Source organism: Brevibacterium iodinum ATCC 49514 (assembly GCF_900169265.1).
Taxonomy (GTDB): Bacteria; Actinomycetota; Actinomycetes; order Actinomycetales; family Brevibacteriaceae; genus Brevibacterium; species Brevibacterium iodinum.
In genome coordinates, this window is the sequence record NZ_FXYX01000024.1 from 1 (window position 1) to 24,359 (window position 24,359).

Sequence of the window (24,359 nt, forward strand, 5' to 3'; positions counted from 1 at the left end):
CCTATCACCGGAAGCGTCGACAGCGACGTTTGGGTAAACTGACCCCGGTTGAATACGAGCTTGTTCACCAAAAGGCCGTCGCCCTGGCGGCATAAACCCAGGAGTCAACCAAACCTTCAGCAGTCCCGACCGAGTTCGTTCGCAACACGGGTGATCGCTCCGTTCGCGGTGTCGGGGTCGGCCTGGGCATGGATGACGAGCTCGACGGCACGAGCCTTGAGTTCGTCGGTGTATTTCACTGGCAAGAGAGAATCTCCTTCTTCCAATCTCCCTGCCTCTATTATCCCCGGGGCGACTCAGCTCGGCACAAGCAGTTCAGTCTGGCGTCGGATATGGCTGTCTACTTCTGTGATCCCGCGAGCCCGTGGCAACGGGGCAGCAACGAGAATACCAACGGATTGCTCCGGCAGTATTTCCCGAAGGGTACCGACCTCAGTGTCCATGGTCCCGTCGATCTGGAACATGTTGCACAGGAGCTCAACGGTCGCCCACGTAAACGCTCGGCTGGGATACCCCAGCCGAGCGTTTACGTGATCTAATTGCTATCAATCAATAGCTGTGTTGCGACAACCCATTGAAACCGCCCACTTCCGGCGGGCCGCTTCTGTCTCTGTCAGGCTCGAGTCTCTCAGAGTTCGACCTGGCGGTTGACGTCCTTGTACAGCAGGTAGCGGAAGCGTCCGGGCCCTCCGGCATAGCAGGCCTGCGGGCAGAAGGCGCGCATGGAGATGAAGTCGCCCTCCTGCACCTCGACCCAGTCGCCGTTGAGACGGTAGACGGCCTTGCCCTCGAGCACGTAGAGGCCGTGCTCCATCTCGTGGGTCTCCGCGAACGGGATGACCGCTCCGGCTTCGAAGGTGACGATGTTGACGTGCATGTCGTAGGCGAGGTCGTCCGGGTCGAGCGGGCGGGTCGTGCGCCAGCGTCCGTCGGTTCCGGGCATCGGCGACGGTTCGACATCGGCTTCGTTGCCGAACTTCGCCTCAGGAGTCAGTCCCGCCACGGGCTGGTAGCGTTTGCGCACCCAGTGGAAGCGGGCCGCCTCGGCGCCGGTGGACGTCGCCGACCACGTCGATCCGGCGGGCAGGAACGCGAACCCACCCGGAGTCAGCGTATGCGCGGTGCCCTCATGGGTGACCTCGAGCGTTCCGGCCATGACGAAGAGGAACCCTTCGACCTCGGGCTGCGGTTCCGGCGCCTGCGAGCCGCCGCCGGGTGCGACTTCGAGGATCGTCTGCGAGAACGTCACCGCTCCCCCGGCCACGGGCTTGCTCAGCACCCACGACCGGGTCCCGGTCCACTCGGGCAGATTCGAAGTGACGATATCGCGCATCACTCCGCGCGGGATGACCGTATAGGCCTCGGTCACCAACGCGCGGTCGGTGAGCAGATCGGACTGCGGCGGGTGGCCGCCGGTCGGGGCCCAGTAGGTGTACGGGTCGGTCGTCGTCATGTGCGGGGTCTCCTTCGGTCGGTGGTCGTCTGCTCAGTCGAGCGAGCCGGTGCGGGCGAGCTGCCCGAGTTGGGGGAGGCTGAGGTTCGTCCGCGAGGTCACGAACTCCTCGGTGTGGGCGCCGCAGACGAGCCCCCGGTCGAGGTAGCGGGCGAGCGCCTTTGCGGTGGCGGGTTCGTCGAGGACAGTCGAATCTGCCTTGAACACGTAGTCGTGCAGGCGCTGAGCCGCCCGTGCCCCGCCTTCGCGGTAGAAGGCGAAGGTCGCCAAGAACCGAGTCGGCAGCTGGTGCGGGTGCAGGTCCCAGCCCTGGTAGATCCCCCGCTTGAGGTGGCGGCGGACGAGGCCGGCGTGCAGCGCCCACGCATGGTGGACCTCTGCGGGTTCGCCGAGCGGGAGGATGTTCGTCGACCCGTCGGAGAGGTGGACTCCGGTGCCGGCGACGGCGAGCATCATCTGGTTCTTCGCGAAGTCCGCGACCGGATGGTCCATCGCCTGGTAGGCCGCGGCCACGCCCATCGACGCCGAATAGTCATACGTTCCGTAGTGCAGCGAAGTCACGCGTCCGGCCCCGGCCTGCAGGGACGCCGCCAGTGGCACGGTGCCGTCGGCGGCGAGGACGATCTGCGGGGTCTCGACCTGGATCTCGAACGTGATCGTCCCCTCGCCGAGGCTGTGCTCGGCTTCCAGCGCCCGCGCGGCGAGCACCATCGCCCTCACCTGATCGACGGTGCTGACCTTCGGGAGGGTGAGTACGAGGTTCTCCGGCAGTCGGCCGCCAGCCTTGATGAGCTCCGACAGGAACAGATCGAGGGTGCGCAGGCCGCGCTCCCGGGTCGCCTTCTCCATGCATTTGAACCGGATGCCGACGAAGCCGGGGGCGCCCTTCTCGGTGCGACCGGCCACCGCATCGCGGGCGGCCTGGACGACCCACCGGTCCTCGGTCTCATCGCCCTGATCGCCGAATCCGTCTTCGAAGTCCAGACGCAGGTCCTCGATCGGTTCGCGTTCGAGCTTTGCGGTGACCGCCTCGGCGAGGAGTTCGGCCTCCCTGGCCACCTGGTGGATGCTGGCCCCCTGACCGGGGATCGCGGGACCGGATTCCTTCCGGGCGGCGGTGATGACGCGTTCGGCCAGCTGCAGCATTCCGCCATGGGCCTCGACGCACTCGAGCGCCTGCTGTCCCCACTGATACGGCAGGTCCGCGCTCGTGCGGTGACCGGGGACGTAGACGGTGTGGACGGGTTGGCGGACGTCGCGTTCCCCGGGGTATGCGGTCGCCAGAAGCTCGTCCGTGTCCCCCAGCAGTGAGTCGATATCGGCCAGTGTTGATCGTTCCACTTTCACATTCTCTTTCTCTGCACGGGGTTCGACGGCGAGGCGGCGGTGCCGGGCCTGGCCTCATTGTCTCTCATTCACCACCGCCTGGCACGGAGGCTCTCTGGGGTTTCAGGACGAGAACTCGGCGACCGCCTCGGCGACCTTCTTCGCGACTTCCGGGTCGAAGACGGAGGGGATGACGCAGCCGGGGATGGAGTATCCGGGGCTGGTGGCGACCATGGGCAACATCCTCCTTCATATCGAGTTTTCGTATTATGGATAAAAACTTTTGCCTAGCGGAAATACTAGTTGGTGTCAGTGAATTCGGAAAGTTTCTTCCATTTGAGGACTAGACTGAACGCAGTTTCACTGCCGAGACTCCCACAGATTAAGGAACATCGATGAGCAGCAAGGACACCCCGGCGATCCGCCAGTCCAAGGGCGGCGTACAGTCCGTCGAACGTGCATTCGGACTGCTGGAGTGCATTGCGAACTCCGCGGGCTCGGCAACGCTGAGCCATATCGCCGCGGACGTCAATCTGCCGCTGCCGACGATCCACCGTCTGCTCAACACCCTGGTCAACCTCGGTGTGGTCCGACAGCTGCCCGATCGCGGCTATGCGCTCGGACCCGGGCTGGTCCGCCTCGGCGATATCGCCGGCTCGCAGCTCGGCGCGATTGCGCGGCCCTATCTGCGCGAGCTCGTCGCCGAACTCGGGGAGTCGGCGAATGTGGCAACGATGGACGGAGACATGGTCGTCTACGTCGATCAGGTCGCGTCGGATCGACAAATGAGGATGTTCACCGAGGTGGGACGCCGCGCCCATATGCACGCCACGGGGGTCGGCAAGGCCATCCTCGCGGGCCTCGACTCCGAGCAGGTGAGGCATATCGCGACCACCGCGGGCATGCCCACCCCCACGGAATACAGCATCGGGACGATCGACGGTCTCGAGGCCGAGCTCGAGCGCATCCGCGAACGCGGCTATGCCATCGACGAACAGGAGCAGGAGCTCGGAGTGCGCTGCTTCGCCATGGCCATCCCCGACTCCCCCGCTCCCTTGGCGATCTCCGTATCGGGGCCGATCAGCCGCGTCGACCAGTCGTTCGCCGATCGCGCGGTCCCGCTGCTCAAAGACGCGGCCGCCCGCATCTCCGCAGAGATGCAGAGCGGCCGCTGACTTCAGTTCTCCGATCGGGTCAGGAGTCTCCGCCGGCCGTTCCCGAGGTGCCGGCGTTGACGTCGTTGAGACGATAACGTCGAGCCGCCTCGGCGGGGACGGACCCGTCGATCTCACCGCGCTTGGCGAGCAGCTGCAGGGTGCGCACGACCATCGAGTGCGCGTCGATCTTGAAGTGCCGGCGAGCGGCGGCACGGGTGTCGGAGAAGCCGAACCCATCGGCGCCCAGCGTCGCGAAATCATGGTCGAGGAACGGCCGGATGAGATCCGGCTGGGTCGAGTCGAAATCGCTCGTGGCCACGATCGGCCCCGGCCGACCTTCCAGCTTCTGTCGCACATAGGGCACGCGATCCGCGGCCTCGTCGTCGCCTGCGGCCGCGTTGAGTTCCGCGGCTTCGCATTCGAGACCGTCGCGGCGCAGCTGCGCCCACGAAGTCACCGACCACACGGCGGCGTCGACGCCCCAGTCGGCTGAGAGCAGGTCCCGGGCTTCGAGCGCCCAGGGCACTGCCACACCGGAGGCGAGCAGCTGCGCTTGCGGACGGTCGCCCGGTGCCGCCTCGGCGACGCGGTGGATCCCCTTGAGGATGCCTTCGACGTCGACGTCCTCGGGTTCGGCGGGCTGGAGCATCGGCTCGTTGTACACGGTGAGGTAGTACATGACGTTGCGCTCGTCCTCGCCGAGGTCGTGCTCGCCGTACATGCGGTGCAGACCGTCGCGGACGATATGCCCGATCTCGTAGCCGTAGGCAGGATCATAGACGCGCACGGCCGGGTTCGTGGCCGCGAGCACCGGGGAATGCCCGTCGGCGTGCTGCAGCCCTTCTCCGGTCAGGGTCGTCCGTCCGGCGGTGGCGCCGATGATGAACCCGCGGGTCATCTGGTCGCCGGCGGCCCAGAAGGCGTCGCCGGTGCGCTGGAACCCGAACATCGAGTAGAACACGTAGATCGGGATCATCGGTTCGCCGTGGGTGGAGTACGCGGTTCCGGCTGCGGTGAACCCGGCGGCGGCACCGGCCTCGTTGATGCCCACGTGGAGGAGCTGACCGCTGGTCGCCTCCTTGTAGGAGAGGAACATCTCGCGGTCGACGGCGAGGTAGTTCTGGCCGTTCGGGTTGTAGATCTTCGCGGTCGGGAAGAACGCGTCGATGCCGAAGGTGCGGGCCTCATCGGGGATGATAGGCACGATCCGCTCGCCCAGCCCCTTCTCTCGCATGAGGTCCTTGAGCAGCCGGACGAAGGCCATCGTCGAGGCGGCCATCTGCTGCCCCGAGCCCTTCTTCGTCTGTGCGAACGCCTTGTCGCTGGGCGCGGGCAGGGTGATCTTGTTGTGCTCGGGTTTGCGTGCCGGCAGGAATCCGCCGAGCTGACGCCGGCGGTCGAGCATGTACTGGATCTCCTCGGAGTCCTTACCCGGATGGTAGTAGGGCACCGCGTACGGGTCTTCGTCGATGACCTTGTCGCTGATCGGGATGTCCATCCGATCGCGGAACGCCTTGACGTCTTCGGCGGTGAACTTCTTCATCTGGTGGGTGGCGTTGCGGGACTCGAACGTCGTGCCCAGTCCGTAGCCCTTGACGGTCTGGACGAGGATGACGGTGGGTTTGCCCTTGGTGTTCACGGCCTTCTGGTAGGCGGCGAAGACCTTGTGGTAGTCGTGGCCGCCGCGCTTGAGGTTCCAGATGTCGTCATCGGTCAGATGGTCGACGAGCCCCTTCGTCGCGGGGGTCCGACCGAAGAAGTTGTCGCGGATGAAGCCGCCGGATTCGGCCTTGAAGGTCTGGTAGTCCCCGTCGAGGGTCTCGTTCATGATCTTCACGAGGTCACCGGTGCGGTCCTTGGCCAGCAGGTCGTCCCATTCGCGGCCCCACAGCACCTTGATGACGTCCCAGCCGGCGCCGGTGAAGGTCGCTTCGAGCTCCTGGACGATCTTGCCGTTTCCGCGCACGGGTCCGTCGAGGCGCTGGAGGTTGCAGTTGATGACGAAGGTGAGGTTGTCCAGTCCTTCGTTCGCGGCCAGCTGCAGGGCACCGCGCGATTCGGGTTCGTCCATCTCGCCGTCGCCGAGGAACGCCCAGACCCGCTGGTCCGAGGTGTCGGAGATGCCGCGGTTGTGGAGGTAGCGGTTCATCTGCGCCTGATAGATCGCGTTGATCGGGCCCAGACCCATCGACACGGTCGGGAACTGCCAGAATTCCGGCATCAGCCGCGGGTGCGGATACGAGCTCAGTCCGTGCGGGGCGCGTGAGACCTCCTGCCGGAACCCGTCGAGGTCGGCCTCGGTCAGGCGGCCCTCGAGGAACGCTCGAGCGTACATCCCCGGTGAGGCATGGCCCTGGAAGAAGACCTGATCGCCGCCGCCGGGATGGTCCTGGCCGCGGAAGAAGTTGTTGAATCCGATTTCGTAGAGCGTGGCCGCACCCGCGTAGGTGGAGATGTGTCCGCCCACGGAGATCTCGGGCCGCTGTGCCCGGTGGACGAGCATGGCGGCGTTCCAGCGCAGCCATCGGCGGAAGCGGCGTTCGACCTTCTCCTCGCCGGGATAGAACGGCTCCTGGTCGACGGGGATCGTGTTGACGTAGTCAGTGGTGGTGACCTTGGGCTGGGCGACGGAGTTCGTGGCCGCGCGTGCACGCAGCGCCTCCATGATCTCGGCCGCGCGCTGGGTTCCGCGCGCGTCGACGAGCCCTTCCCAGGACTCGATCCATTCAGCGACCTCTTCGTCGGTGATTCCCCTCGGACTCGTCGAGGTTGTGTCCTGTGTCATATCGAGGTTTCCTTCTCACGGGGTCCGGGCTCCCGGAACAGTACCCCGGGAGCCCGGAGATGGAAAGCCTGTCTCAGCAGGTGATGTTCAGATCTCAGCAGAAGCCGGCGACCTGTGCCCATGCGTCCTTGTTCTCGTCGACGCCTTCACGGGTGAAGGTGGCTTCGATGAGGCCGTAGGGGCGGTCGGCGACGATGAAGACCTCGTTCGGATTCTCGAGTCCGAAACGTTCGATGTCATAGAGGAAGTGGTGCTTGTTCGGGCAGGAGAAGCGGATCTCGTCGATCTCCGGCACAGCCTCGATGACCTTCTCGCCCATCTGGTACAGCGTGTGCTGCAGGGCGTGGGAGAAGTGGTCGGTGAAGGATTCGAGGATGATCTCCTTGACCTTGGTGTACACGGCCTCGAAGTCGAGGTCGGTGGTGTTGTAGATCCAGCGGGTGGCGATATCGGTGGCCAGGATCCGGTCCTCGGTCTCCGGCAGAGTCGTGTACTTATCCTTCGGATAGCCGACGAATCCCGATTCCGTGGTCTTGAGCACGGTGAGTCCGTTGAAGCCGGAGATCAGCGTGTCCTTGTCGCCGTCACGGGTGAAGATGACGGTGCGGACCTCGGGTGCGGACTTGAAGAACGAGTGCTTGTGGTCGTTGATCCGGTCCCAGCCGTATTCTTCGGCTTCCCAGCGTCCGCCGGTGACCCAGTCGAAGCTTGACGTGAAGTGGTCGGCCAGACCCATGAGGAACTGTTCGGGCGAGCTCACGCCCAGCTCCTTGGCCTTCGCGAAGACCGTGTTCTTCTGGGTGTCGGTGGCGACGACGTGTTCGTTGCTGCCTTCGGTGTGAGCGGTCTCGAAGTCGCCCCACAGCTGCGAGGTGACGTTGAGATCGCGGATCTCGTGGCGATCGGAATCGCGGTAGACCCGCATGAGTCGGTTCTCCGCCTTGCCGTACTGGTTCGATGTCAGTCGGACCTTGCTGCTCATTTTCTTCCTCCAGTTCGTCGGCGTGCGAGCCTGCGCACACCGTGACCATTCGATTGGCGAGGCCTGCCGGATGGGACCGGTCGGCTTCGGCGGTTTGTTGAGGATGGAGATCCTGCAGGGGGCCTGCTTCCCCTGATAGCGGTTGTGGGCGCGGCTCAGCTGCCGCGGTAGGTGCTGTAGGCGAAGGGGCTGAGCAGCAGCGGAATGTGATAGTGCTCCTGGCCGGCTTGGACGGTGAAGTCGATGGTGACGACGGGGTGGAAGTGATCGATCTCCCGGGCCGCGAAGTAGTCGCCGGTGCCGAAGACGATCCGGTAGTCCCCCGGCTCGAGGTGATCGGGACCGAAGTCGGAGACCCTCCCGTTGTCGTCGGTGCGGGCCGAGACGATGACCTCGTCACCGGAGTAGAGCGTGACCTCGAGGTCGGCGGCCGGGGTGCCGACCATCGAGTCGAGGGCGTGGGCGGTGATGAAGCTCATGAGAGGATTCCTTCGAGTCTCAGTTCGGCGATCTGGATGAGCTGCTGCCCGACCTCGGCGGTCTCTTCCTCGGCGGTGTTGTCCATGCGGCGCTGCAGTGCGGAGAGGACCTCCCCGGGCGTGCGCCCGGCGGCGCGGATGAGGAAGACGCGGTCGAAGCGGGCCTCGTAGGCGGCGTTGCCCTCGGCCAGCTGGGACTGCACATCTGCTTCCAGGGTGCCGAGTCCGGCCTGTTCACGGCTCGAGTGGGCCGCCTCGGCGCTCTCGCCCTTCGCCTTCTCACCGATGCGCGGATGGTGGGACATGGCCGCGTCGATCTCGGCGGTGGTCAGCGGTGCAGCGGATCGGGACGCGGCCGTCGCGGAGTCGAGGTCGGTCAGGGGGCGGGCATCGACGATCGCGTCGATCCACCGGTCGACATCGAGGCAGGGACGCAGAACTCCGCGGGCGTCATCGGCCGGGAGTCGATTGAACTCGGCCAGGTCCACGGTGACCTCCTTGGCAGGCACTGAATGACTTTCACCGTTCGGAATACCATTTCCGAACAACTGCTCCGAGTCTGCTGGGCGTGATCGGCAATGTCAAATTGCTCACACATTTTTGTGGAAACGTTCTTCCTTATGGTGGATACAGTTCGTGTGGCGACCGCCGCACACCCGGCCATCGACGATGAGGTTGAATGAGTGCATGAGCCTGACAACGACAGTTCAGACCCCGTCAATCGTCTGCGCCCCTGACTCATTCAAGGGCTCGGCCTCCGCTCCTGCCGCCGCGGCCGCCATGGCCCGCGGAGCTCGGGCAGTCTTCCCCGGCGCACGAGTCACCGAACTGCCCTTCGCCGACGGCGGGGAGGGCACGCTCGACGCCCTGCTCGCCGTGTGGGGAACTCAGCCGCGCACAGTGGACACGGTCGATGCCCTGGGCAGGGCCGCCTCGGCGGACTTCGGCCTCTCCCCTGACAGAAAGACCGCGGTCATCGAAGCGGCCCAGGCCAACGGCCTGCCGCAGGTCTCGGACGTGGAGCTGCAGCCCGAACGCGCCGATACCTTCGGCGTCGGGCTCATCGCGGCCGCAGCGCTCGACCTCGGCGTCGAGGAGATCCTGCTGTGCATCGGCGGCTCGGCGAGCACGGACGGCGGGACCGGAATCCTGGCAGCCCTCGGCGCCCGCTTCACCGACCCTGCAGGTCAGCCGGTCGCGCCGGGCGGAGGCGGCCTGGCCGCGATCGCTGCGATCGACACTTCAGGGCTGGACCGGCGGGCGGCGGCCGTGCGGTGGCGCATCGCGGTCGACGTCGACAATCCGCTCACCGGGCCCCGCGGGGCCGCTGCGGTCTTCGGTCCGCAGAAAGGGGCGGACGCGGACTCGGTGGCCGTGCTCGACTCCGGGCTCGGTCACGTGGCCGAGGTGCTCACCGGCACCTCTGAAGAGGCCGAGGCTCTGGCGGCGACTCCGGGATTCGGGGCAGCCGGCGGGATCCCGCTGGCACTGACGACGCTGCTCGGCGCCGAGGTGGTTCCCGGATCGACGATGGTCGCCGAGGCCGTGGGACTGTCCGAGGCCCTGGCCGACGCCGATCTCGTGCTCACGGGAGAGGGATCCTTCGATTCCCAATCCCTGGGCGGGAAGGTCGTCGCGGCCGTGCGGGACCATGCCCCCGCCTCGGCGAGGGTGATCGTCATCGCCGGTCGGGTCGGCCTGACCGCCGCGGAATGTCGGGAAGCCGGGATCACGGCGGCGCTGTCGATCGCACCGGGACCGGCGGACCTCACCTCCTTGTCCGAGCGCGCCGAAGCGCTCATCGAGGACACGGCCGCGCAGGCGTGCGCACTCAGCGCGGCGCCGGACGCACCATTTCAACGACGAAAGGACGCACCATGACCACGACCACTCAGATTCGGCTCACCGTCGGATACATCGCTCCCGACTTCACGCTCACCGACGCCGAGGAGCGGACGGTGTCGAAGGCCGACTATGCCGGCCGCAGCGTCATCCTCTACTTCTACCCGAAGGCCGCATCGCCGGGCTGCACGACGGAGGCCTGCGACTTCCGGGACAACCTCTCGGCGCTGGCGGCCGCCGGCTTCGAGGTCCTCGGGGTCTCCCCGGATGACACCGAATCGCTCAAGGAATTCGCCGCCGAGGAGGGACTGACCTTCTCGCTGCTCTCCGATCCCGGGGCCGCGGTGGCGAAGGCCTTTGGCAGCTATGGGCAGAAGACGGTCGGCGAGCACACGTTCCAGGGCACCCAGCGCTCGACCTTCGCCATCGGCGCCGACGGCGCGCTGAGCCACGCCGAGTACAACGTCGACGCCCGCGCCCACGTCGCCCGCCTCCGCACCCACCTCCTCCCCTGATTGCTACCTGACGGGGGCCCAGTCCAGCGCGAGGTTGCTGGGCCGCCGTCAGGTAGTAATTGGTCAGCGGGCGGTGAGGAGGCGGCCGGCGGGGGTCTCGAAGTCGACCGGGGCCCCGCGCAACACCGTCTGCGTGACCCGACCGCGGACGGTGCGGGTGTCATACGCGCTGATCTGGTTGCGATGCCAGAGCTCCGTCGCCCGCACCGTCCACTCCTCGTCGGGGGCGAACACGGCGAAGTCCGCGTCATTGCCCTCGGCGATCGCTCCCTTGCCCTCGACCCGGGCCACGGCCGCAGGTGCCGCAGACATCCAGCGGACCACCTCGGCGAGGTCGATTCCGCGCTTCGCGGCTTCGGTCCACACGAGGGAGAGCCCCAGCTGCAGCGACGAGATCCCACCCCACGCGGCACCGAAGTCGCCCGTGTCGAGAAGCTTGAGCTCGGCCGTCGACGGCGAATGATCGGAGACGATGCAGTCGATCGTGCCGTCGACGAGGCCCTGCCACAGCGCCTCACGGTTCGATTCCTCGCGGATCGGCGGGCAGCACTTGTGCGTCGTCGCCCCATCCGGGATCTCCTCGGCGGTGAAGACGAGGTAGTGCGGGCAGGTCTCGACGGTCAGCTTGATGCCCTCAGCCTTGGCCGCGGCGATCTGGTCGAGCGCATCCGCCGAGGACAGGTGGAGGATATGCGCCCTGGCCCCGGTCTCCCGGGCTGCGTCGATGACGCGGGCGATCGCGACGTTCTCGGCCTCGCGGGGGCGCGTGGCGAGGAAGTCAGCGAACTTCGGCCCCGAGTTCTTCGGCGCCGAGGTCATCACCTCGTGATCCTCGGCGTGGACGATGAGCATTCCGTCGAAGGAGGCGATCTCGGCCATGTCCGCCGTCATCTCCGCCGGTTCCAGCGGTGGGAATTCCTCGACGCCGGAGTCCTCGAGGAAGCATTTGAACCCGTAGACGCCGGCTTCGTGCAGGGGCCGCAGATCCGCGGTGTTGCCGGGGATCGCCCCGCCCCAGAAGCCGACGTCGACGAAGGCCTTGGGCTCGGCGACCGCCCGTTTCGTCTCCAGGGCTGCGACGTCGACCGTCGGTGGCAGCGAGTTCAGCGGCATGTCGACGATCGTCGTCACTCCCCCGGCCGCGGCCGCGCGGGTGGCGCTGGCGAAGCCCTCCCATTCGGCGCGACCGGGATCGTTGACGTGGACGTGGGAGTCGACGAGACCGGGCAGCAGCACCTGATCATCCGCGATCTCGATGACTTTCACCTCCGCCGAGGCGGCCGTGCCCAGATCCTGTCCACCGCGGGAGATCGCGGCGATCTTCCCGTCCCTGACCCCGACCGTCACCGGTTCGATGCCTTCGGGCAGCAGGGCCTTCGCGGCGTGGATGATCAGGTCGAAGTCGGCGTCGTTGCTCATGTTCCTCCTCGGTCGCCCGCCCCGGAAGGCCGGTGAATGAAGTTTCGGTATACCGTTCTAGCCTACTCGGCTCGGGCGATTCGGCCCAGCCCGCAATCGGTTCGGCCCAGCCTATTTCGCCGCGGCCAGTTCGCCCATCGGGCTCAGCGCCGTCGGAGCGTCGGCCGGAGTCTGGGCAAGGGTCTCGAATTCGTTGATCTGGTCGAGAGCTGCACCCATCGAGATGTTCGTGACGCGTTCGAGGATGACCTCGACAACCACCGGCACCTGGTGTTCGTCCATGAGCTCCTTGGCCACTCGGAGGCCCTCCCCGATGAGTTCGGGGTCCTCGACCCGCAGCGCCTTGCAGCCGAGTCCCTGGGCCACGGCCACATGGTCGACGCCGTATCCGGACGATGCGGAGCCGGCGGCGTTGATGTTCTCGAAGGCCAGCGAGACTTCGTAGTCCATCTCGAATCCGCGCTGGGACTGCCGGATGAGCCCCAGGTAGGAGTTGTTGACGACGACGTGGACGTACGGGATCCGATGCTGGGCTCCGACCGCAAGCTCTTCGAGCATGAACTGGAAGTCGTAGTCTCCCGACAGCCCCACCACGGTCTCGCCGGGTTTGCCCTTGGCCACACCGAGCGCGGCCGGTCCGGTCCAGCCCAGGGGTCCGGCCTGTCCCGCGTTGATCCAGTGCCGGGGCCGGTAGACGTGGAGCATCTGGGCGCCGGCGATCTGGCTGAGCCCGATCGTCGAGACATAGGTGACGTCGCGGCCGAAGGCTTGGTTCATCTCCTGGTAGACGCGTTGCGGTTTGATCGGCACCTCGGTGAAGTTCGTCTTCCTGTGCTCGGTCGACTTCCGTGCCGTGCATTCGCCGGCCCAACCGGTGAAGTCCGGCAGCCCTCCCGCCCGAGACCGTACAGCTGCCAGCAGCGCATCGAGTGCGGCTCCCGCGTCCGAGGCGACACCGAAGTCAGGGGCGAAGACGCGTCCGATCTGGGTGGGTTCGATGTCGATGTGGACGAATTTCCGACCCTTCCGGTACACGTCGAGGTCACCGGTGTGGCGGTTGGCCCAGCGGTTGCCGATGCCGATGACGAGGTCGGATTCGAGGAAGGTCGCGTTGCCGTAGCGCACATGCGTCTGGATGCCGACCATGCCCGCGGCCAACGGGTGGTCGTCCGGGATCGCACCCCAGCCCATGAGGGTCGGTGAGACCGGAATGGACGTGAGTTCGGCGAATTCGACGACGCGGTCGGCGGCATCGGCATTGATGACTCCCCCGCCTGCGATGATGATCGGGTGCTCCGCCTCGGCGATGAGGTCGAGGATCTTCTCCGCCTGCCCCGAGGTGGCCGCGGGCTTTGCCGGGGTCAGCGGTTCGTAGGCGTCGATGTCGAATTCGATCTCGGTCTGCTGCACGTCGATGGGCAGGTCGATGAGCACAGGTCCAGGTCGGGCCGAGCGCATGAGCTGGAACGCGGTCTGGAAGACGCCGGGCACCTGGCCGGCTTCGAGCACCGCCTTGGCCATCTTCGTCACCGGTGCCGCGATCGAGGCGATGTCGACGGCCTGGAAGTCCTCCTTGTCGAGCACGGCGACGGGGGCTTGGCCGGTGATGCACAGGATCGGCTGGGAGTCGGCGGCCGCGGCGTAGAGGCCGGTGATCATGTCCGTGCCGGCCGGTCCGGAGGTGCCCAGGCAGACTCCGATGTTGCCCGGTGCCGAGCGGGTGTACCCGTCGGCCATATGCGAGGCCCCTTCGACGTGGCGGGCCAGGGTGTGGCGGATTCCGCCATGGGCCTTCATCGCCGAATACAGCGGGTTGATCGCCGCTCCCGGCAGCCCGAAGGTTTCGGTGGCGCCTTCCTTCTCGAGGATGAGCACAACGGCGTCGACTGCGCGCATGCGTGTCATGGGTGTGTCCTTTGTTCGTGAGCCGGCGACGACGCTGTCGCCGGCTCCGTTCGGGGTTGAGTGGTGGGATCAGCGGCGCCGAGGCGGTCGTTCAGTTCTCGTTCTTGCCGGAGAGGGCTTCGATGACGGTGAAGAGACCCGAGTGATCGAGACCTCCGTTGCCCTGTTGCACTGTTGCAGCGACGAGCTGGGCGACCGTCGTGCCGAGTGGGATCGCCACTCCTGCCTCACGGGCGGCGGCGGTGACGATGCCCATGTCCTTGTGGTGGAGTTCGAGCCGGAATCCGGGGTCGAAGGAGCGGTCGAGCATCTTCTGGCCCTTCTGATCGAGCACCTTGGATCCGGCCAGCCCGCCGCCGAGTACCTGCAGGGCTGCTCCCGTTTCGACTCCATAGGCCTTGAGGAAGACGACGGCCTCGGCGAGAAGACCGATATTGCCGGCGACCATGAGCTGGTTCGCGGCCTTGACGGTCTGGCCGGCTCCCGAGGGACCGACGAGGACGATGGTCTTCCCGACGGCTTCGAAGACATCGGAGACGGCGTCGAAGTCGGCCTGGTCGCCGCCGACCATGACGGAGAGGACACCGTCGATGGCTCCGGGCTCCCCGCCGGAGACGGGGGCGTCGAGCGGTTTTATACCGGCGGCCTTGGCCTGCTCGGCCAGGGCCTTCGCAACATCGGGGCGGATGGTGGAGAAGTCTATCCAAGTGGCCCCGGAGGACGTGTGGGCGAGGATTCCGTCGTCGCCGGTGAGCACGGCTTCGACGTCGGGCGAGTCGGGAACCATGGTGATGATGACATCGGCCCCGTCCACCGCCTCGGCGACGGTGGCGGCGGCACTGCCACCCGCTTCGGCGAGGGCGTCGGCCTTGGCCGGCGTGCGGTTGAAGCCGCGGACGTGGAATCCGGCGTTGACGAGGTTCTTGGCCATGGGCAGGCCCATGATTCCGAGTCCGAAGAAAGCGATGGTCTTGGACATGGTGGGGGTTTCCTTCAAGTCGTCGGTTGTGGTGTTCAGGCGGTCTGGGCGGCGCGGTCGAGCCAGTCGAAGGCGGTGGCGCGGTCCTGTTTGTATTCGAGTGCCACGGCGCCGGTGTAGCCGAGGTCGTAGGCGCGGTCGATCCACTGACGCAACGGCAGCGACCCGGTCCCCGGTGCCCCGCGTCCGTCGGCGTCGGCCATCTGGATGTGGCCGAAGCTCGCGGCTTCGGCCTCGATGACGGCGGCGACGTCGTCGCCGTTGACGTGCATGTGGTAGAAGTCGGCGAGCACGGCGATGTTCTCGGGTCCGTCGGCGCGGACCTGGGCGACCACCTCGGCGGCGTCGGCGTAGCGCTTGAGCGGGTAGCCTTCAGCTCCGGAGACGGGCTCGATGAGGACGGTCCCGCCGATTTCGGCGACCTTGCCGGCGGCCATCGCGAGGTTGGCGGCGGCGGTGGCGTCCTGAGCGGCCGGGTCCTGGCCGTCGGTGCGCTGCCCGTAGAGGGCGTTGAAGGCGCGGCAGCCGGTGCGACGGCCGATGTCGGCGACGATGTCGACGTTCTTCGCGAAGTCCTCTTCGGCGCCGATGATCGAGACCATTCCGCGATCGCCGGCTGCCATGTTCCCGGCCCAGAAGTTCAGGCCCTTGAGCGCGACGCCTGCGGATTCGAGAGAGGCGACGAACTCATCGACCTCCGCCGAGGATGGGCTCGGGTTCCCGTCGAAGGGCCACCAGAATTCGACCTCGTCGAATCCGGCGTCCTTCGCAGCCTGGGCGCGCTCGAGAACGTGCAGTTCGGTGAGCAGGGTGGAGCAGTTGAGGACGTAGCTGCCAGGTGAGGTGAAGCTCTGGGACATGGAGCTCTCCTTTGAGTTGCCGCCGTTTTCCGTATTATGGAAGTATTTTTCCATTTCGTGAAATCAGCTTAAGTCGCCCGCGGAGGTCCCGTCAAGACTTTCCCCTAATTGCTACCTGACGGCGGCCCAGCAACCTCGCGTGGAGTGGGCCGCCGTCACGTAGCAATTAAGGGCGGAGGGAGACGCCGTCGACCCAGACGTCTGCGATGTCGCACGGGGTGCCCATGGCGAAGATCTTCGCCAAGGCATCCTCGTCGTCGGCGGCGTGGCTGATGCCGACGTCCAAGGGCTGCCCCTCGGCCGGGCGGATGAGCACGGCGTCGAAGCGCTTGCCCGGACTCAGCACCCCGACCTCATCGAGCTCGAGCGCTTCGGCGCCTGCAGACGTTGCCAGGTGCAGCAGATGCGCGGAGGTCAAGGCCACTCCCCCGGCCGGATCGAGCTGCTGCATGAAGTATGACTGCACGCCCTCCTTGAGCAGGTTGAAGCCCGTGCCCGCACCGACATCGGTGCCCAGAGCCACCCGGACGCCGGCCTCGATATGCCGACGCAGCGGGAAGAAGCCGCTGGCCAGGGCCGAGTTCGAGGTCGGGCAGTGTGCGACCACCGACCCGGCTTCGGCCATCCGTGCCAGTTCCTGGTCCTGCGGGTGGACGTTGTGCGCGAGCACGGTGCGCCGACCGACGAGTCCCGCCCGGTCGTACGTATCGAGATAATCACGAGCCTCCGGGTGGATCTGCGCGACCCCGGCGACCTCATCGACGTTCTCGTTCAGGTGCGAGGTCACCCAGATGCCCTGGTTCGCCTCCACGAGGCGGCCACCGGCAGCCAGCAGCTCCGGTCCCGCGGAGAACGAGAATCGCGGGGTCACCGCGTAGCGCAGTCGTCCCTTGCCGTGCCACCGGTCGATGAGCGCTTGGCTCTCCTCGGTCGAGCGCTCCACGTCGGTGAGCAGCGCATCGGGCAGGTTCCGGTCGCTCGTCACCAGCCCGGAGGTGATCCGCAGCCCCGATGCTGAAGCGGCGGCGAAGAAGATGTCCATGGCTCCAGCGAAGTGCGAACCGAAGACCATCGCCGAGGTGGTCCCCGCCGAGATCAGGCCCGTAAGGAATTCGCCGGGCACCGCCTTCGCGTAGGCGGGGTCCCCGAGTTTCTCCTCCTCGGGCAGGGCGCACTGGTCGAGCCAGTCGAGCAGCGGCCGCCCGAGATGGCCGATGGCCCTGACCTGGGGCAGGTGGACGTGCGTGTCGATGAGTCCGGGGATGAGCACACCGTCGCGGAGGTCGACGACCTCGGCCTCGGGATGCGCTGCCCGGGCGGAATCGAAGTCGGTGCGGGAGGTGATGAGCCCGTCGTCGACGACGAGGGCGACATCGGCCGCCGAACGCAGCCGGCCGCCGGTGAATGGGTTGTCCGGCGTATCGAAGACGCGGGCACGGTAGATGACCACAGTGGTTCTCCTAGAGTCAGTGGTGGTGAGAATCAGGCCATGCGGCCGAGCAGGTCCGCGGCGACGCTCACGGCGATCGTCGCGGGTGCTTTGCCGGGCAGGTCGGGCAGTCCGATGGGGCACCGGATGGTGTCGATGGCCTCGGGTGCGAAGCCTTCGGAGGCGAGGTTCTTGCGGAAGCGCTGCCATTTCGCATTCGAACCGATGAGCCCGACGGATCCCAGGTCGCCGCGGGTCAGCGCCGCAGAGCACAGGTGCAGGTCCTCGGCATGGTCATGGGTCATGATGACCACATGCGCGCCGGCCGGCAGCTCCGTGATCACCTCTTCCCCGACGACAGCGAATTCGCGGCGGATCCGCGCCACCGGCTCCTCCAACTCATCGATCGCCTCGAGCTGTTCGGGCCGCGAATCGGACACGGTCAGGTCAAGTTCGTGGCGGGCGAGGATCCGAGTGAGCTCGAGTCCGATGTTGCCGATGCCGAAGATCGCCACCGATGCGGGCACGGGCAGGGGTTCGAAGAGCATGGTGACCTCTCCGCCGCAGCATTGGCGACCGTATTTGGCCGGAGCCTTGTCATTGAGCCGCAGGGTGAGCATCTCCGGAGCCGTCTGCCCCTCGGCGAGCAGTTCCCGGGCACGGGTGAGGGCCGTCATCTCGAGATTGCCCCCGCCGATGGTCCCGAACAGGTCATCAGCGGTGGCGATCATCTTCGCTCCCGCCTCGCGCGGGGCATGCCCGCGCACCGCGGCGAGAGTGACGAGGACAGCCGGCAGCCGAGCTGCGCGAAGCTCGGCTGCGGTGTCCATCCAGGTCATGACGGAACTCGTTGTCCTTCCCTCGCCGAGGCGGCCGCCCCCGAGTCCTGCCCGCGGGCTTCTTCGATCGCCCAGAACACCGCTTCCGGTGTGGCCGGGGACGCGAGGTCGACGCTGTGGCCGGGTCGTGCGAAGGCACCGACGGCCTCGCGCAGGGCTTCGCGGACGGAGAAGGCGAGCATGAGCGGGGGTTCGCCCACGGCCTTCGACCCGTACACGGCTCCCTCTTCATGCGCTTTGTCGAGGAAGGCGACATTGAAGACCTCGGGGACTTCGGAGAAGCTCGGAATCTTGTATGTGCTCGCCGCCTGAGTGGCCAGGCGGCCGCGGCTCGGCTTGTCCGATTCGTCCCAGCGCAGGTCCTCCAGGGTCAGCCAGCCGGCGCCTTGGATGAAGCCCCCCTCGATCTGTCCGAGGTCGAGCAGCGGTGACAGGGAGTCTCCCACGTCGTGGACGATGTCGACGCGGCGCAGGGTGTAGGAGCCGTCGAAGCGGTTGACTTCGACTTCGGACACCGCGGCCCCGTAGGAGAAGTACTTGAACGGTTCGCCGCGCATCTGCGAGAGGTTCCAGTGCAGTCCCTCGGTGCGGTAGAAGCCGGAGGCCGAGAGCTGGATGCGCTGGAAGTACGCGGTGTTGATGAGCTCTTCCCAGGTCACCGTCTTCGCAGACGACAGCGCGGAGACGATTCCCCGCGAGATCTCCACCTCATGGGCGGGTGCCCCGAGGATGCCGGCGGCCACCTGCCGCAGCCGATCGAGGATCTGGTCGCAGGCGTTCTTCACCGCTCCGCCGTTGAGGTCGGATCCGGAGCTTGCCGCCGTCGCCGAGGTGTTGGGCACCTTGTCCGTGCGCGTCGGCGCCAGTCGCACCGTCGACAGGGGCACGCCGAGGGTGGTGGCCGCGACCTGCAGCATCTTCTGATGCAGCCCCTGCCCCATTTCGGTGCCGCCGTGGGTGACGAGGACGGATCCGTCCTTGTACACGAGCACGAGCGCCCCGCCCTGGTTGAAGGAGGTGAGGTTGAACGAGATCCCGAACTTCACCGGGGTGATCGCCAGACCGCGTTTGATGTGCTCGTGGCTCAGGTTGAATGCCTCGATCTCAGCCTCGCGGGCCTCCAGATCGGATTGGGAGATGAGCTGGTCCCAGCACGCCCCGATCCGCTCGGGATGACGCACCGGCTGATAGTAGGGGGTGTCCTGACCTTGCGCGTAGAAGTTCCGGCGGCGCAGCTCGCGGGCGGACAGCCCCAGCTGCGGGGCGACACGGCCGATGATGTCTTCCATAACGAGCATGCCCTGTGGGCCGCCGAATCCGCGGAACGCCGTCTGCGAGGTCTTGTTGCATTTGGCGATGCGGCCGGTGACCCGGATGTTCGGCACCCAGTAGGCGTTGTCGATATGGCACATGGCGCGGGTGAGCACCGGTTCGGACAGGTCGAGGCTCCACCCGCCGTCGGCGGTCAAGGTCGCGTCGAGGGCGAGGATCTTCCCCTCCTCGGTGAATCCGATCTTCCACGACGAGTGGAAGCCGTGGCGTTTGCCTGTCATGGTGATATCTCGGGTGCGGTCGAGGCGCAGCCGCACCGGCCTGCCCGTGAGCTTCGCACCGAGCGCGGCCAGCGCCGCGAAGCCGTGGGGCTGCATCTCCTTGCCGCCGAAGCCGCCGCCCATGCGCAGGCACTGCACGGTCACCTCGTGGGCGGGAACTCCGAGGACATGGGAGACGATGTCCTGAGTTTCGGTGGGGTGCTGGGTCGAGGACTGGATGAAGACCTGTTCGTTCTCGTCCACATGGGCCAGGCAGGCCTGCGTCTCGAGGTAGAAGTGCTCCTGGCCTGCGAACTCGAATTCGCCTTCGAAGACATGAGCGGCATCGGCGAACGCGGAGTCGACCTCGCCCTTGTCGATCGACAGGGGCTTGCCGTGGTAGCTGTCGGCAGCGATGGCATCCCGCACGGTCACCAGTGACGGCAGCTCCTCGACCTCGGCGGTGACGGCCGCAGCGCCTTCCCTCGCGGCTTCGAGATCCTCGGCGAGGACCCAGGCCAGGGGCTGGCCGAAGAACATGATCTCGTCGACCGGCAGCATCGGCTCATCATGCTTGACGCCCTGATCGTTGACGCCGGGGATATCGGCGGCGGTGATGACCTTGACGACTCCGGGCACCGCGTAGGCGGGTTCGATATCGATGGCGCCGAGGCGGCCGTGCGCGGTCGTCGACTGCACGGGGAAGGCGTGGAGGACCCCGGTGAGACGTCCGACGAGGTCATCGGTGTAGAGCGCGGTTCCGGTGACGTGACCGAAGGCGCTTTCGTGGTGGTGGCGTTCGCCGACGACCGGGTCGGCGGGGCGCTGGGAGAGCTGGCTCATCACTGGACCTCCTTGCTGGTCACGGCCGGGTGGCCGAGCTGCTCGGCGTAGAAGCGTTCGAGGGAGGACCGCAGCATCGCGGTCCGGTATTTCGCACTCGCCCGGTGGTCGTCCATCGGGGTGCCTTCGGCGGCGAGGGTCTCGGCCACCGCATGCACAGTCTCCACGGTCCAAGGCCGACCCTCGAGGAGGGCTTCGGTGGCGGTGGCGCGCAGCGGGGTGGCTGCGACTCCGCCGAGGCCGATCCGAGCCTTGGCGATCATTCCGTCCCGGATGTCGACGGCGTAGCCGATCGCGACCGAGGAGATGTCGTCGAAGCGGCGTTTGGCGATCTTCTGGAACGACGTCAGCGGAGACAGCGGCAGCGGGATGCGGATGGCGGTGATGAGTTCATCTGCTTCTCTGACCGTCTGCCGATATCCGGTGAAGTAGTCGGCCAGTGCCACGGTTCGCGCCCCGCGCACGGAGGTGAGCACGAGTTCGGCTTCGAGGGCCAGCAGCGCCGGCGGGGTGTCGCCGATGGGCGAACCGGTGCCGAGGTTGCCGCCGATGGTCGCCCCGTTGCGGATGAGGCGGGAGGCGAACTGTGGGAACAGCTTGCCCAGCAGCGGAATGTATCCGGCGAGCTCACGTTCGAGTTCGGACAGGGTGTGGGACGCGCCGAGTTCGACGAACGATTCGGTGCGGCGGATTCCGCGCATCTCCTCGAGACGGTCGACGGCGAGGATGTTCTTGGCCCGTGCTCCCTTGATGTTGACGTCGATGCCCCAGTCGGTGGCCCCGGCCACGACGGTGGCCTCGGGATCGTGGCTGAGGATGGAGGTCGCCTCGGCGAGGGTGGCGGGACGACGGTAGCGTCCGATCTTCCCGGTGGCGGTGTCGGCTCGCTGGTAGTCGATGGCTCGAGCCGACGGGGCAGGGCGGTCACGGCGGGCGGCCAGCGCATCGTCGGCGGCGGGCTGTCCCAGCGCATTCGCGGCATCGCGGATGGGGCGGTAGCCGGTGCAGCGGCACAGGTTGCCCGACAGGGCGTGGAGGTCGAAGCCGTCCTCGCAGCGTTCGGGCCGGTAGTATTCGGCGGCCATCGAGGAGATGAAGCCGGGGGTGCAGTATCCGCACTGGGATCCGCCGCGCACGGCCATCTCTTCCTGGACGGGGTGGACGGAGTCTCCGTCGGCCAGACCTTCGGAGGTCACGACCTCTCCGCCGTCGAGGGCTGCTGCCGGCAGCAGGCAGGAGTTCACTGAGGTCCAGCGGGTTCCGCCGGATTCATCGGGGCGGGCGACCATGATCGCGCAGGCCCCGCATTCGCCTTCGGCGCAGCCTTCCTTCGCTCCGGTCAGACCCTGACCGCGCAGGAAGTCCAGCGCATTCGTATGGGGTGGGCCGTCGAACTCGCGGACGGTCCCGTTGATTGTCACTTCGGCAGTTGACTGGTCCGTTGTCGCTGCGGACATCGCACTTCACACCTCCCGCGCCTCTCCACTGAGGCGCACAGTGCATGGTTGGAACAATTTGCTTCGTTCTTCGAGCCTCTGGTTATCCATGCGAACAGCGCAGAAGAACGCGGAAGAGAGGACTGGACGTCCCCGTAGGTCAAGCCCCGTGGGCGATCTGACCCTTTCCCCAAGCTGAGTGTCCAACCATTGTTCTCATGCCCCCAAGATAGCCGAAATCGGGCCGCGAACGAAGTACAGGACGAATCCGGCCGAGACCACCCACAGCAGCCAGTGGACCTGGCGGGCACGGTTGCTCATGGCGTGGATGAGCGCCCAGGAGATGAATCCGACGCCGATGCCGTTGGCGATCGAATAGGTCAGCGGCATCGTCACCATGGTGAGGAAGACCGGCAGCGAGGTGCGGAAGTCGGTCATGTCGATCTCACGGATCTGCGTGACCATCATGGCGCCGACGACGACGAGGGCCGCGGCTCCGGCTTCCATCGGGATGACGGCGATGAGCGGTGAGAAGAACATCGACAGCAGGAACAGCACACCGGTGATGCAGGCGGCCAGACCCGTGCGCGCGCCTTCGGCGATTCCGGCTGCGGAGTCGACGAAGACCGTGTTCGACGATGCGGAGGCACCGCCGCCGAAGACCGCGCCGAGACCTTCGACGATGAAGGCTCCGCGGATGCGCGGGAACATTCCGTCCTCGGTCTGCAGCCCGGCGCTGCGGGCCAGACCGGTCATCGAGCCCATAGCGTCGAAGAAGTTCGTGAACACGAGGGTGAACACGAGCATCGTGGCCGCGAGGACTCCGATGTGCTGGAAGCCGCCGACGAGGTCGAAGGCGCCGATGAGACCGAAGTCGGGAAGGGCGATGACCTGTTTCGGGAATTCCGGCGCGGAGAGGTTCCAGCCCAGCGGGTCCGGATTGACCGGGTCGCCGACGGTGCCGAGCTTCGCGAACGCCTGGATGATGATCGCGGCGATCGTGGCCACGATGATGCCGATGAGGATGCCGCCGGGAATCCTCCGCGCCACGAGGATGCCGATGAGGACGAGCGCGAAGACGAAGACCAGCGTCGGCAGGGAGCCGATCGATCCGTCCTGACCCAGCTGGACGGGTGGGCCGGCCGGGGTGCGGGTGACGAACCCGGCGTTGACGAAGCCGATGAAGGCGATGAAGAGTCCGATGCCCACAGTGATGGCGATCTTCAGCGCATGTGGGACGGCGTTGAAGATCGCGGTGCGGATGCCCGTGGCACCGAGGAGGACGATGATGACGCCGTTGATGACCACCAGACCCATCGCATCGGCCCAGGTGACCTCCTGGACGACGGAGACTGCGAGGAAGCTGTTCATGCCCAGGCCTGCGGCCAGACCGAAGGGAAGTCGGGCGACGACGCCGAAGAGAATCGTGATGACGCCGGCGACGAGCCCGGTGACCGCGGTCAGCTGGGCGAAGTCGAGGCTGTCTCCGGCGATGTCCTGGGAACCGCCGAGGATGAGCGGATTGAGGACGACGATATAGGCCATCGCGACGAAGGCGACGATGCCGCCGCGGATCTCCTGCTTGATCGTCGAGCCTCGATGGGTGATTTCGAAGAATTTGTCGAGAAGCCCCGGTCTCGAAGATGCGGTCTGCACCGCTTGGTCGTTGTCAGCCATTTTCTTGGACCACCTCAGATTGTTCGATTTGGTCAGCCGGCGACATCATCGTCGTCGGCCCTGCGCCTTGAACATGCGCAATGAAACAGTCGAGTCTTCAGCTCCGGATACCGGACCGGGATACCGAAAAGTAATTCCATATCCCGGAAAACTCTTTCTGTTTCACCGAGCAAGTCTCGCCGCTCGACCCTGGTGCGTCAATCATCACACCTCTGCCCGCGCCGATGCCATCCATCGACGAGACAGACGAAACCCCTGACCAGAAACGTCTGATCAGGGGCTTCCCTTGGCGGTGGCGGTGGGATTTGAACCCACGGTAGGGGGTTGCCCTACACAACATTTCGAGTGTTGCACCTTCGGCCGCTCGGACACGCCACCGCCGACAACTGTACAGCGGTGGACTTTCTGCGTCCAAATCGGTCCGCCGTGAGCTGGGACACGTCAGCGTCTGGCCGCGAAGAACTCCCTCAGCAGGGCCCGGCTCTCCTCCGCTCGGACGCCCGAGGTGACCTCCGGATGGTGGAGTGCAGCGCGGTCGCGCAGCAGGTCCCAGACCGATCCGACCGCCCCGGCCTTGTCGTCATAGGCCCCGAAGACGACCCGGTCGATGCGGCAGCCGACGAGGGTTCCGGCGCACATGGCGCACGGTTCCAGATTGACGACGAGGGTGCAGCCGTCCAGGCGCCACTCGCCCCTCGCCGAGGCGGCGGCTGAGATCGCCATGAGTTCCGCGTGGCCGAGCGGGTCGGCATCGACCTCGCGTCGATTGTGACCGCGCCCGATGATCACTCCGTCACTGTCGATGACCACAGCCCCGACGGGAACGTCGTCATGAGCCGGCGCCAGCGCCGCCTCGGCGAGGGCATGCGCCATCCATTCGTCGAACCGGGTCACGGACGCA

At 66.5% G+C, this 24,359-nt stretch carries 20 protein-coding genes, 1 tRNA gene and 1 pseudogene; 4 read left to right on the top strand and 18 right to left on the bottom strand.

The genetic code is table 11. The annotated features are described in order from the left end of the window. Positions 1-116: 116 nt before the first annotated feature. Positions 117-245: a hypothetical protein gene (locus BI49514_RS17100; RefSeq protein ID WP_257904134.1), complete on the bottom strand. Its 129-nt coding sequence runs from the start codon at positions 243-245 to the stop codon at positions 117-119. 48 nt (positions 246-293) lie between these two features. On the opposite strand from BI49514_RS17100, the pseudogene BI49514_RS13695 reads away from it, so the two are divergent. Continuing rightward, positions 294-556 (top strand): annotated as a pseudogene (locus tag BI49514_RS13695) (IS30 family transposase); the annotation flags it as partial. A 72-nt stretch (positions 557-628) separates the two neighbouring features. Here the strand turns inward: BI49514_RS13695 and BI49514_RS13700 are convergent. Then, on the bottom strand, positions 629-1,453 hold the full coding sequence (locus BI49514_RS13700) for a bifunctional allantoicase/(S)-ureidoglycine aminohydrolase (protein WP_101547044.1): 825 nt from the start codon (positions 1,451-1,453) through the stop codon (positions 629-631). 33 nt (positions 1,454-1,486) lie between these two features. Next, positions 1,487-2,794, bottom strand: coding sequence for a DUF6986 family protein (locus BI49514_RS13705; RefSeq protein ID WP_101547045.1), 1,308 nt, complete (start codon positions 2,792-2,794; stop codon positions 1,487-1,489). 380 nt (positions 2,795-3,174) lie between these two features. Between BI49514_RS13705 and BI49514_RS13710 the strand changes: the two genes are divergently transcribed. Then, complete coding sequence (locus BI49514_RS13710) at positions 3,175-3,954, top strand: IclR family transcriptional regulator (RefSeq protein WP_101547046.1); 780 nt, start codon at positions 3,175-3,177, stop codon at positions 3,952-3,954. Positions 3,955-3,973: 19 nt separating this feature from the next. On the opposite strand, the gene aceE is transcribed toward BI49514_RS13710, so the two are convergent. The 4 genes from aceE to uraD form a co-directional block, all read right to left on the bottom strand. Then, positions 3,974-6,721 carry a pyruvate dehydrogenase (acetyl-transferring), homodimeric type gene (gene aceE, locus BI49514_RS13715; protein WP_101547047.1) on the bottom strand — a complete coding sequence of 916 codons (2,748 nt, stop codon included), beginning with the start codon at positions 6,719-6,721 and terminating at the stop codon, positions 3,974-3,976. A 94-nt stretch (positions 6,722-6,815) separates the two neighbouring features. After that, a complete protein-coding gene (pucL, locus tag BI49514_RS13720) occupies positions 6,816-7,703 on the bottom strand; it encodes a factor-independent urate hydroxylase (protein WP_101547048.1) in 888 nt (295 codons plus the stop codon). 155 nt (positions 7,704-7,858) lie between these two features. Then, a complete protein-coding gene (gene uraH / locus BI49514_RS13725) occupies positions 7,859-8,182 on the bottom strand; it encodes a hydroxyisourate hydrolase (protein WP_062861137.1) in 324 nt (107 codons plus the stop codon). After that, entirely contained in the window at positions 8,179-8,670 is a 492-nt protein-coding gene (uraD, locus tag BI49514_RS13730; protein WP_101547049.1) for a 2-oxo-4-hydroxy-4-carboxy-5-ureidoimidazoline decarboxylase, read from the bottom strand. The genes uraH and uraD overlap by 4 nt, the downstream gene beginning before the upstream one ends. A 199-nt stretch (positions 8,671-8,869) precedes the next feature. Between uraD and BI49514_RS13735 the strand changes: the two genes are divergently transcribed. Together BI49514_RS13735 and BI49514_RS13740 are read left to right on the top strand one after the other, a co-directional pair. Continuing rightward, entirely contained in the window at positions 8,870-10,063 is a 1,194-nt protein-coding gene (locus tag BI49514_RS13735; protein WP_101547050.1) for a glycerate kinase, read from the top strand. Next, positions 10,060-10,539 (top strand): peroxiredoxin, encoded by a 480-nt coding sequence (locus BI49514_RS13740; protein ID WP_101547051.1) that lies wholly within the window; start codon positions 10,060-10,062, stop codon positions 10,537-10,539. The genes BI49514_RS13735 and BI49514_RS13740 overlap by 4 nt, the downstream gene beginning before the upstream one ends. A 63-nt stretch (positions 10,540-10,602) precedes the next feature. Here the strand turns inward: BI49514_RS13740 and allB are convergent, their stop codons facing one another. The 11 genes from allB to BI49514_RS13795 form a co-directional block, all read right to left on the bottom strand. Continuing rightward, a complete protein-coding gene (gene allB / locus BI49514_RS13745; protein WP_101547052.1) occupies positions 10,603-11,958 on the bottom strand; it encodes an allantoinase AllB in 1,356 nt (451 codons plus the stop codon). A gap of 111 nt (positions 11,959-12,069) precedes the next feature. Further along, positions 12,070-13,863, bottom strand: coding sequence for a glyoxylate carboligase (gene gcl / locus BI49514_RS13750; RefSeq protein ID WP_101547053.1), 1,794 nt, complete (start codon positions 13,861-13,863; stop codon positions 12,070-12,072). A 91-nt stretch (positions 13,864-13,954) separates the two neighbouring features. Continuing rightward, entirely contained in the window at positions 13,955-14,860 is a 906-nt protein-coding gene (locus BI49514_RS13755; protein ID WP_257904133.1) for a 2-hydroxy-3-oxopropionate reductase, read from the bottom strand. Positions 14,861-14,877: 17 nt separating this feature from the next. Next, positions 14,878-15,702 (bottom strand): TIM barrel protein, encoded by an 825-nt coding sequence (locus BI49514_RS13760; RefSeq protein ID WP_101547055.1) that lies wholly within the window; start codon positions 15,700-15,702, stop codon positions 14,878-14,880. 166 nt (positions 15,703-15,868) lie between these two features. Next, positions 15,869-17,152 carry a guanine deaminase gene (guaD, locus tag BI49514_RS13765; RefSeq protein ID WP_101547056.1) on the bottom strand — a complete coding sequence of 428 codons (1,284 nt, stop codon included), beginning with the start codon at positions 17,150-17,152 and terminating at the stop codon, positions 15,869-15,871. A 32-nt stretch (positions 17,153-17,184) separates the two neighbouring features. Then, on the bottom strand, positions 17,185-17,970 hold the full coding sequence (gene xdhC / locus BI49514_RS13770; RefSeq protein WP_167443917.1) for a xanthine dehydrogenase accessory protein XdhC: 786 nt from the start codon (positions 17,968-17,970) through the stop codon (positions 17,185-17,187). Next, positions 17,967-20,345, bottom strand: a complete 2,379-nt coding sequence (gene xdhB, locus BI49514_RS13775) for a xanthine dehydrogenase molybdopterin binding subunit (protein ID WP_101547057.1) — start codon at positions 20,343-20,345, stop codon at positions 17,967-17,969. Before xdhB ends, xdhC begins: the two co-directional genes overlap by 4 nt. Continuing rightward, positions 20,345-21,802 (bottom strand): xanthine dehydrogenase small subunit, encoded by a 1,458-nt coding sequence (locus BI49514_RS13780; protein WP_101547058.1) that lies wholly within the window; start codon positions 21,800-21,802, stop codon positions 20,345-20,347. Before BI49514_RS13780 ends, xdhB begins: the two co-directional genes overlap by 1 nt. Before the next feature lie 195 nt (positions 21,803-21,997). Next, a complete protein-coding gene (locus tag BI49514_RS13785; protein WP_101547059.1) occupies positions 21,998-23,458 on the bottom strand; it encodes an NCS2 family permease in 1,461 nt (486 codons plus the stop codon). Positions 23,459-23,745: 287 nt separating this feature from the next. After that, positions 23,746-23,836 (bottom strand) — tRNA-Ser (locus BI49514_RS13790). A gap of 63 nt (positions 23,837-23,899) precedes the next feature. Beyond that, positions 23,900-24,331: a nucleoside deaminase gene (locus BI49514_RS13795; RefSeq protein ID WP_101547060.1), complete on the bottom strand. Its 432-nt coding sequence runs from the start codon at positions 24,329-24,331 to the stop codon at positions 23,900-23,902. Positions 24,332-24,359: the final 28 nt, after the last annotated feature.

Bases quoted from the DNA above. Each gene is read 5' to 3' on its own strand.
- BI49514_RS13710 (WP_101547046.1), top strand. From the start codon at position 3,175: ATGAGCAGCAAGGACACCCCGGCGATCCGCCAGTCCAAGGGCGGCGTA.
- BI49514_RS13780 (WP_101547058.1), bottom strand. From the start codon at position 21,802: ATGTCCGCAGCGACAACGGACCAGTCAACTGCCGAAGTGACAATCAAC.
- BI49514_RS13735 (WP_101547050.1), top strand. From the start codon at position 8,870: ATGAGCCTGACAACGACAGTTCAGACCCCGTCAATCGTCTGCGCCCCT.
- xdhB (WP_101547057.1), bottom strand. From the start codon at position 20,345: ATGAGCCAGCTCTCCCAGCGCCCCGCCGACCCGGTCGTCGGCGAACGC.
- BI49514_RS13785 (WP_101547059.1), bottom strand. From the start codon at position 23,458: ATGGCTGACAACGACCAAGCGGTGCAGACCGCATCTTCGAGACCGGGG.
- pucL (WP_101547048.1), bottom strand. From the start codon at position 7,703: ATGAGCAGCAAGGTCCGACTGACATCGAACCAGTACGGCAAGGCGGAG.
- BI49514_RS13700 (WP_101547044.1), bottom strand. From the start codon at position 1,453: ATGACGACGACCGACCCGTACACCTACTGGGCCCCGACCGGCGGCCAC.
- BI49514_RS13740 (WP_101547051.1), top strand. From the start codon at position 10,060: ATGACCACGACCACTCAGATTCGGCTCACCGTCGGATACATCGCTCCC.
- allB (WP_101547052.1), bottom strand. From the start codon at position 11,958: ATGAGCAACGACGCCGACTTCGACCTGATCATCCACGCCGCGAAGGCC.
- BI49514_RS13795 (WP_101547060.1), bottom strand. From the start codon at position 24,331: ATGGCGCATGCCCTCGCCGAGGCGGCGCTGGCGCCGGCTCATGACGAC.
- gcl (WP_101547053.1), bottom strand. From the start codon at position 13,863: ATGACACGCATGCGCGCAGTCGACGCCGTTGTGCTCATCCTCGAGAAG.
- xdhC (WP_167443917.1), bottom strand. From the start codon at position 17,970: ATGACCTGGATGGACACCGCAGCCGAGCTTCGCGCAGCTCGGCTGCCG.
- BI49514_RS13760 (WP_101547055.1), bottom strand. From the start codon at position 15,702: ATGTCCCAGAGCTTCACCTCACCTGGCAGCTACGTCCTCAACTGCTCC.
- aceE (WP_101547047.1), bottom strand. From the start codon at position 6,721: ATGACACAGGACACAACCTCGACGAGTCCGAGGGGAATCACCGACGAA.
- uraH (WP_062861137.1), bottom strand. From the start codon at position 8,182: ATGAGCTTCATCACCGCCCACGCCCTCGACTCGATGGTCGGCACCCCG.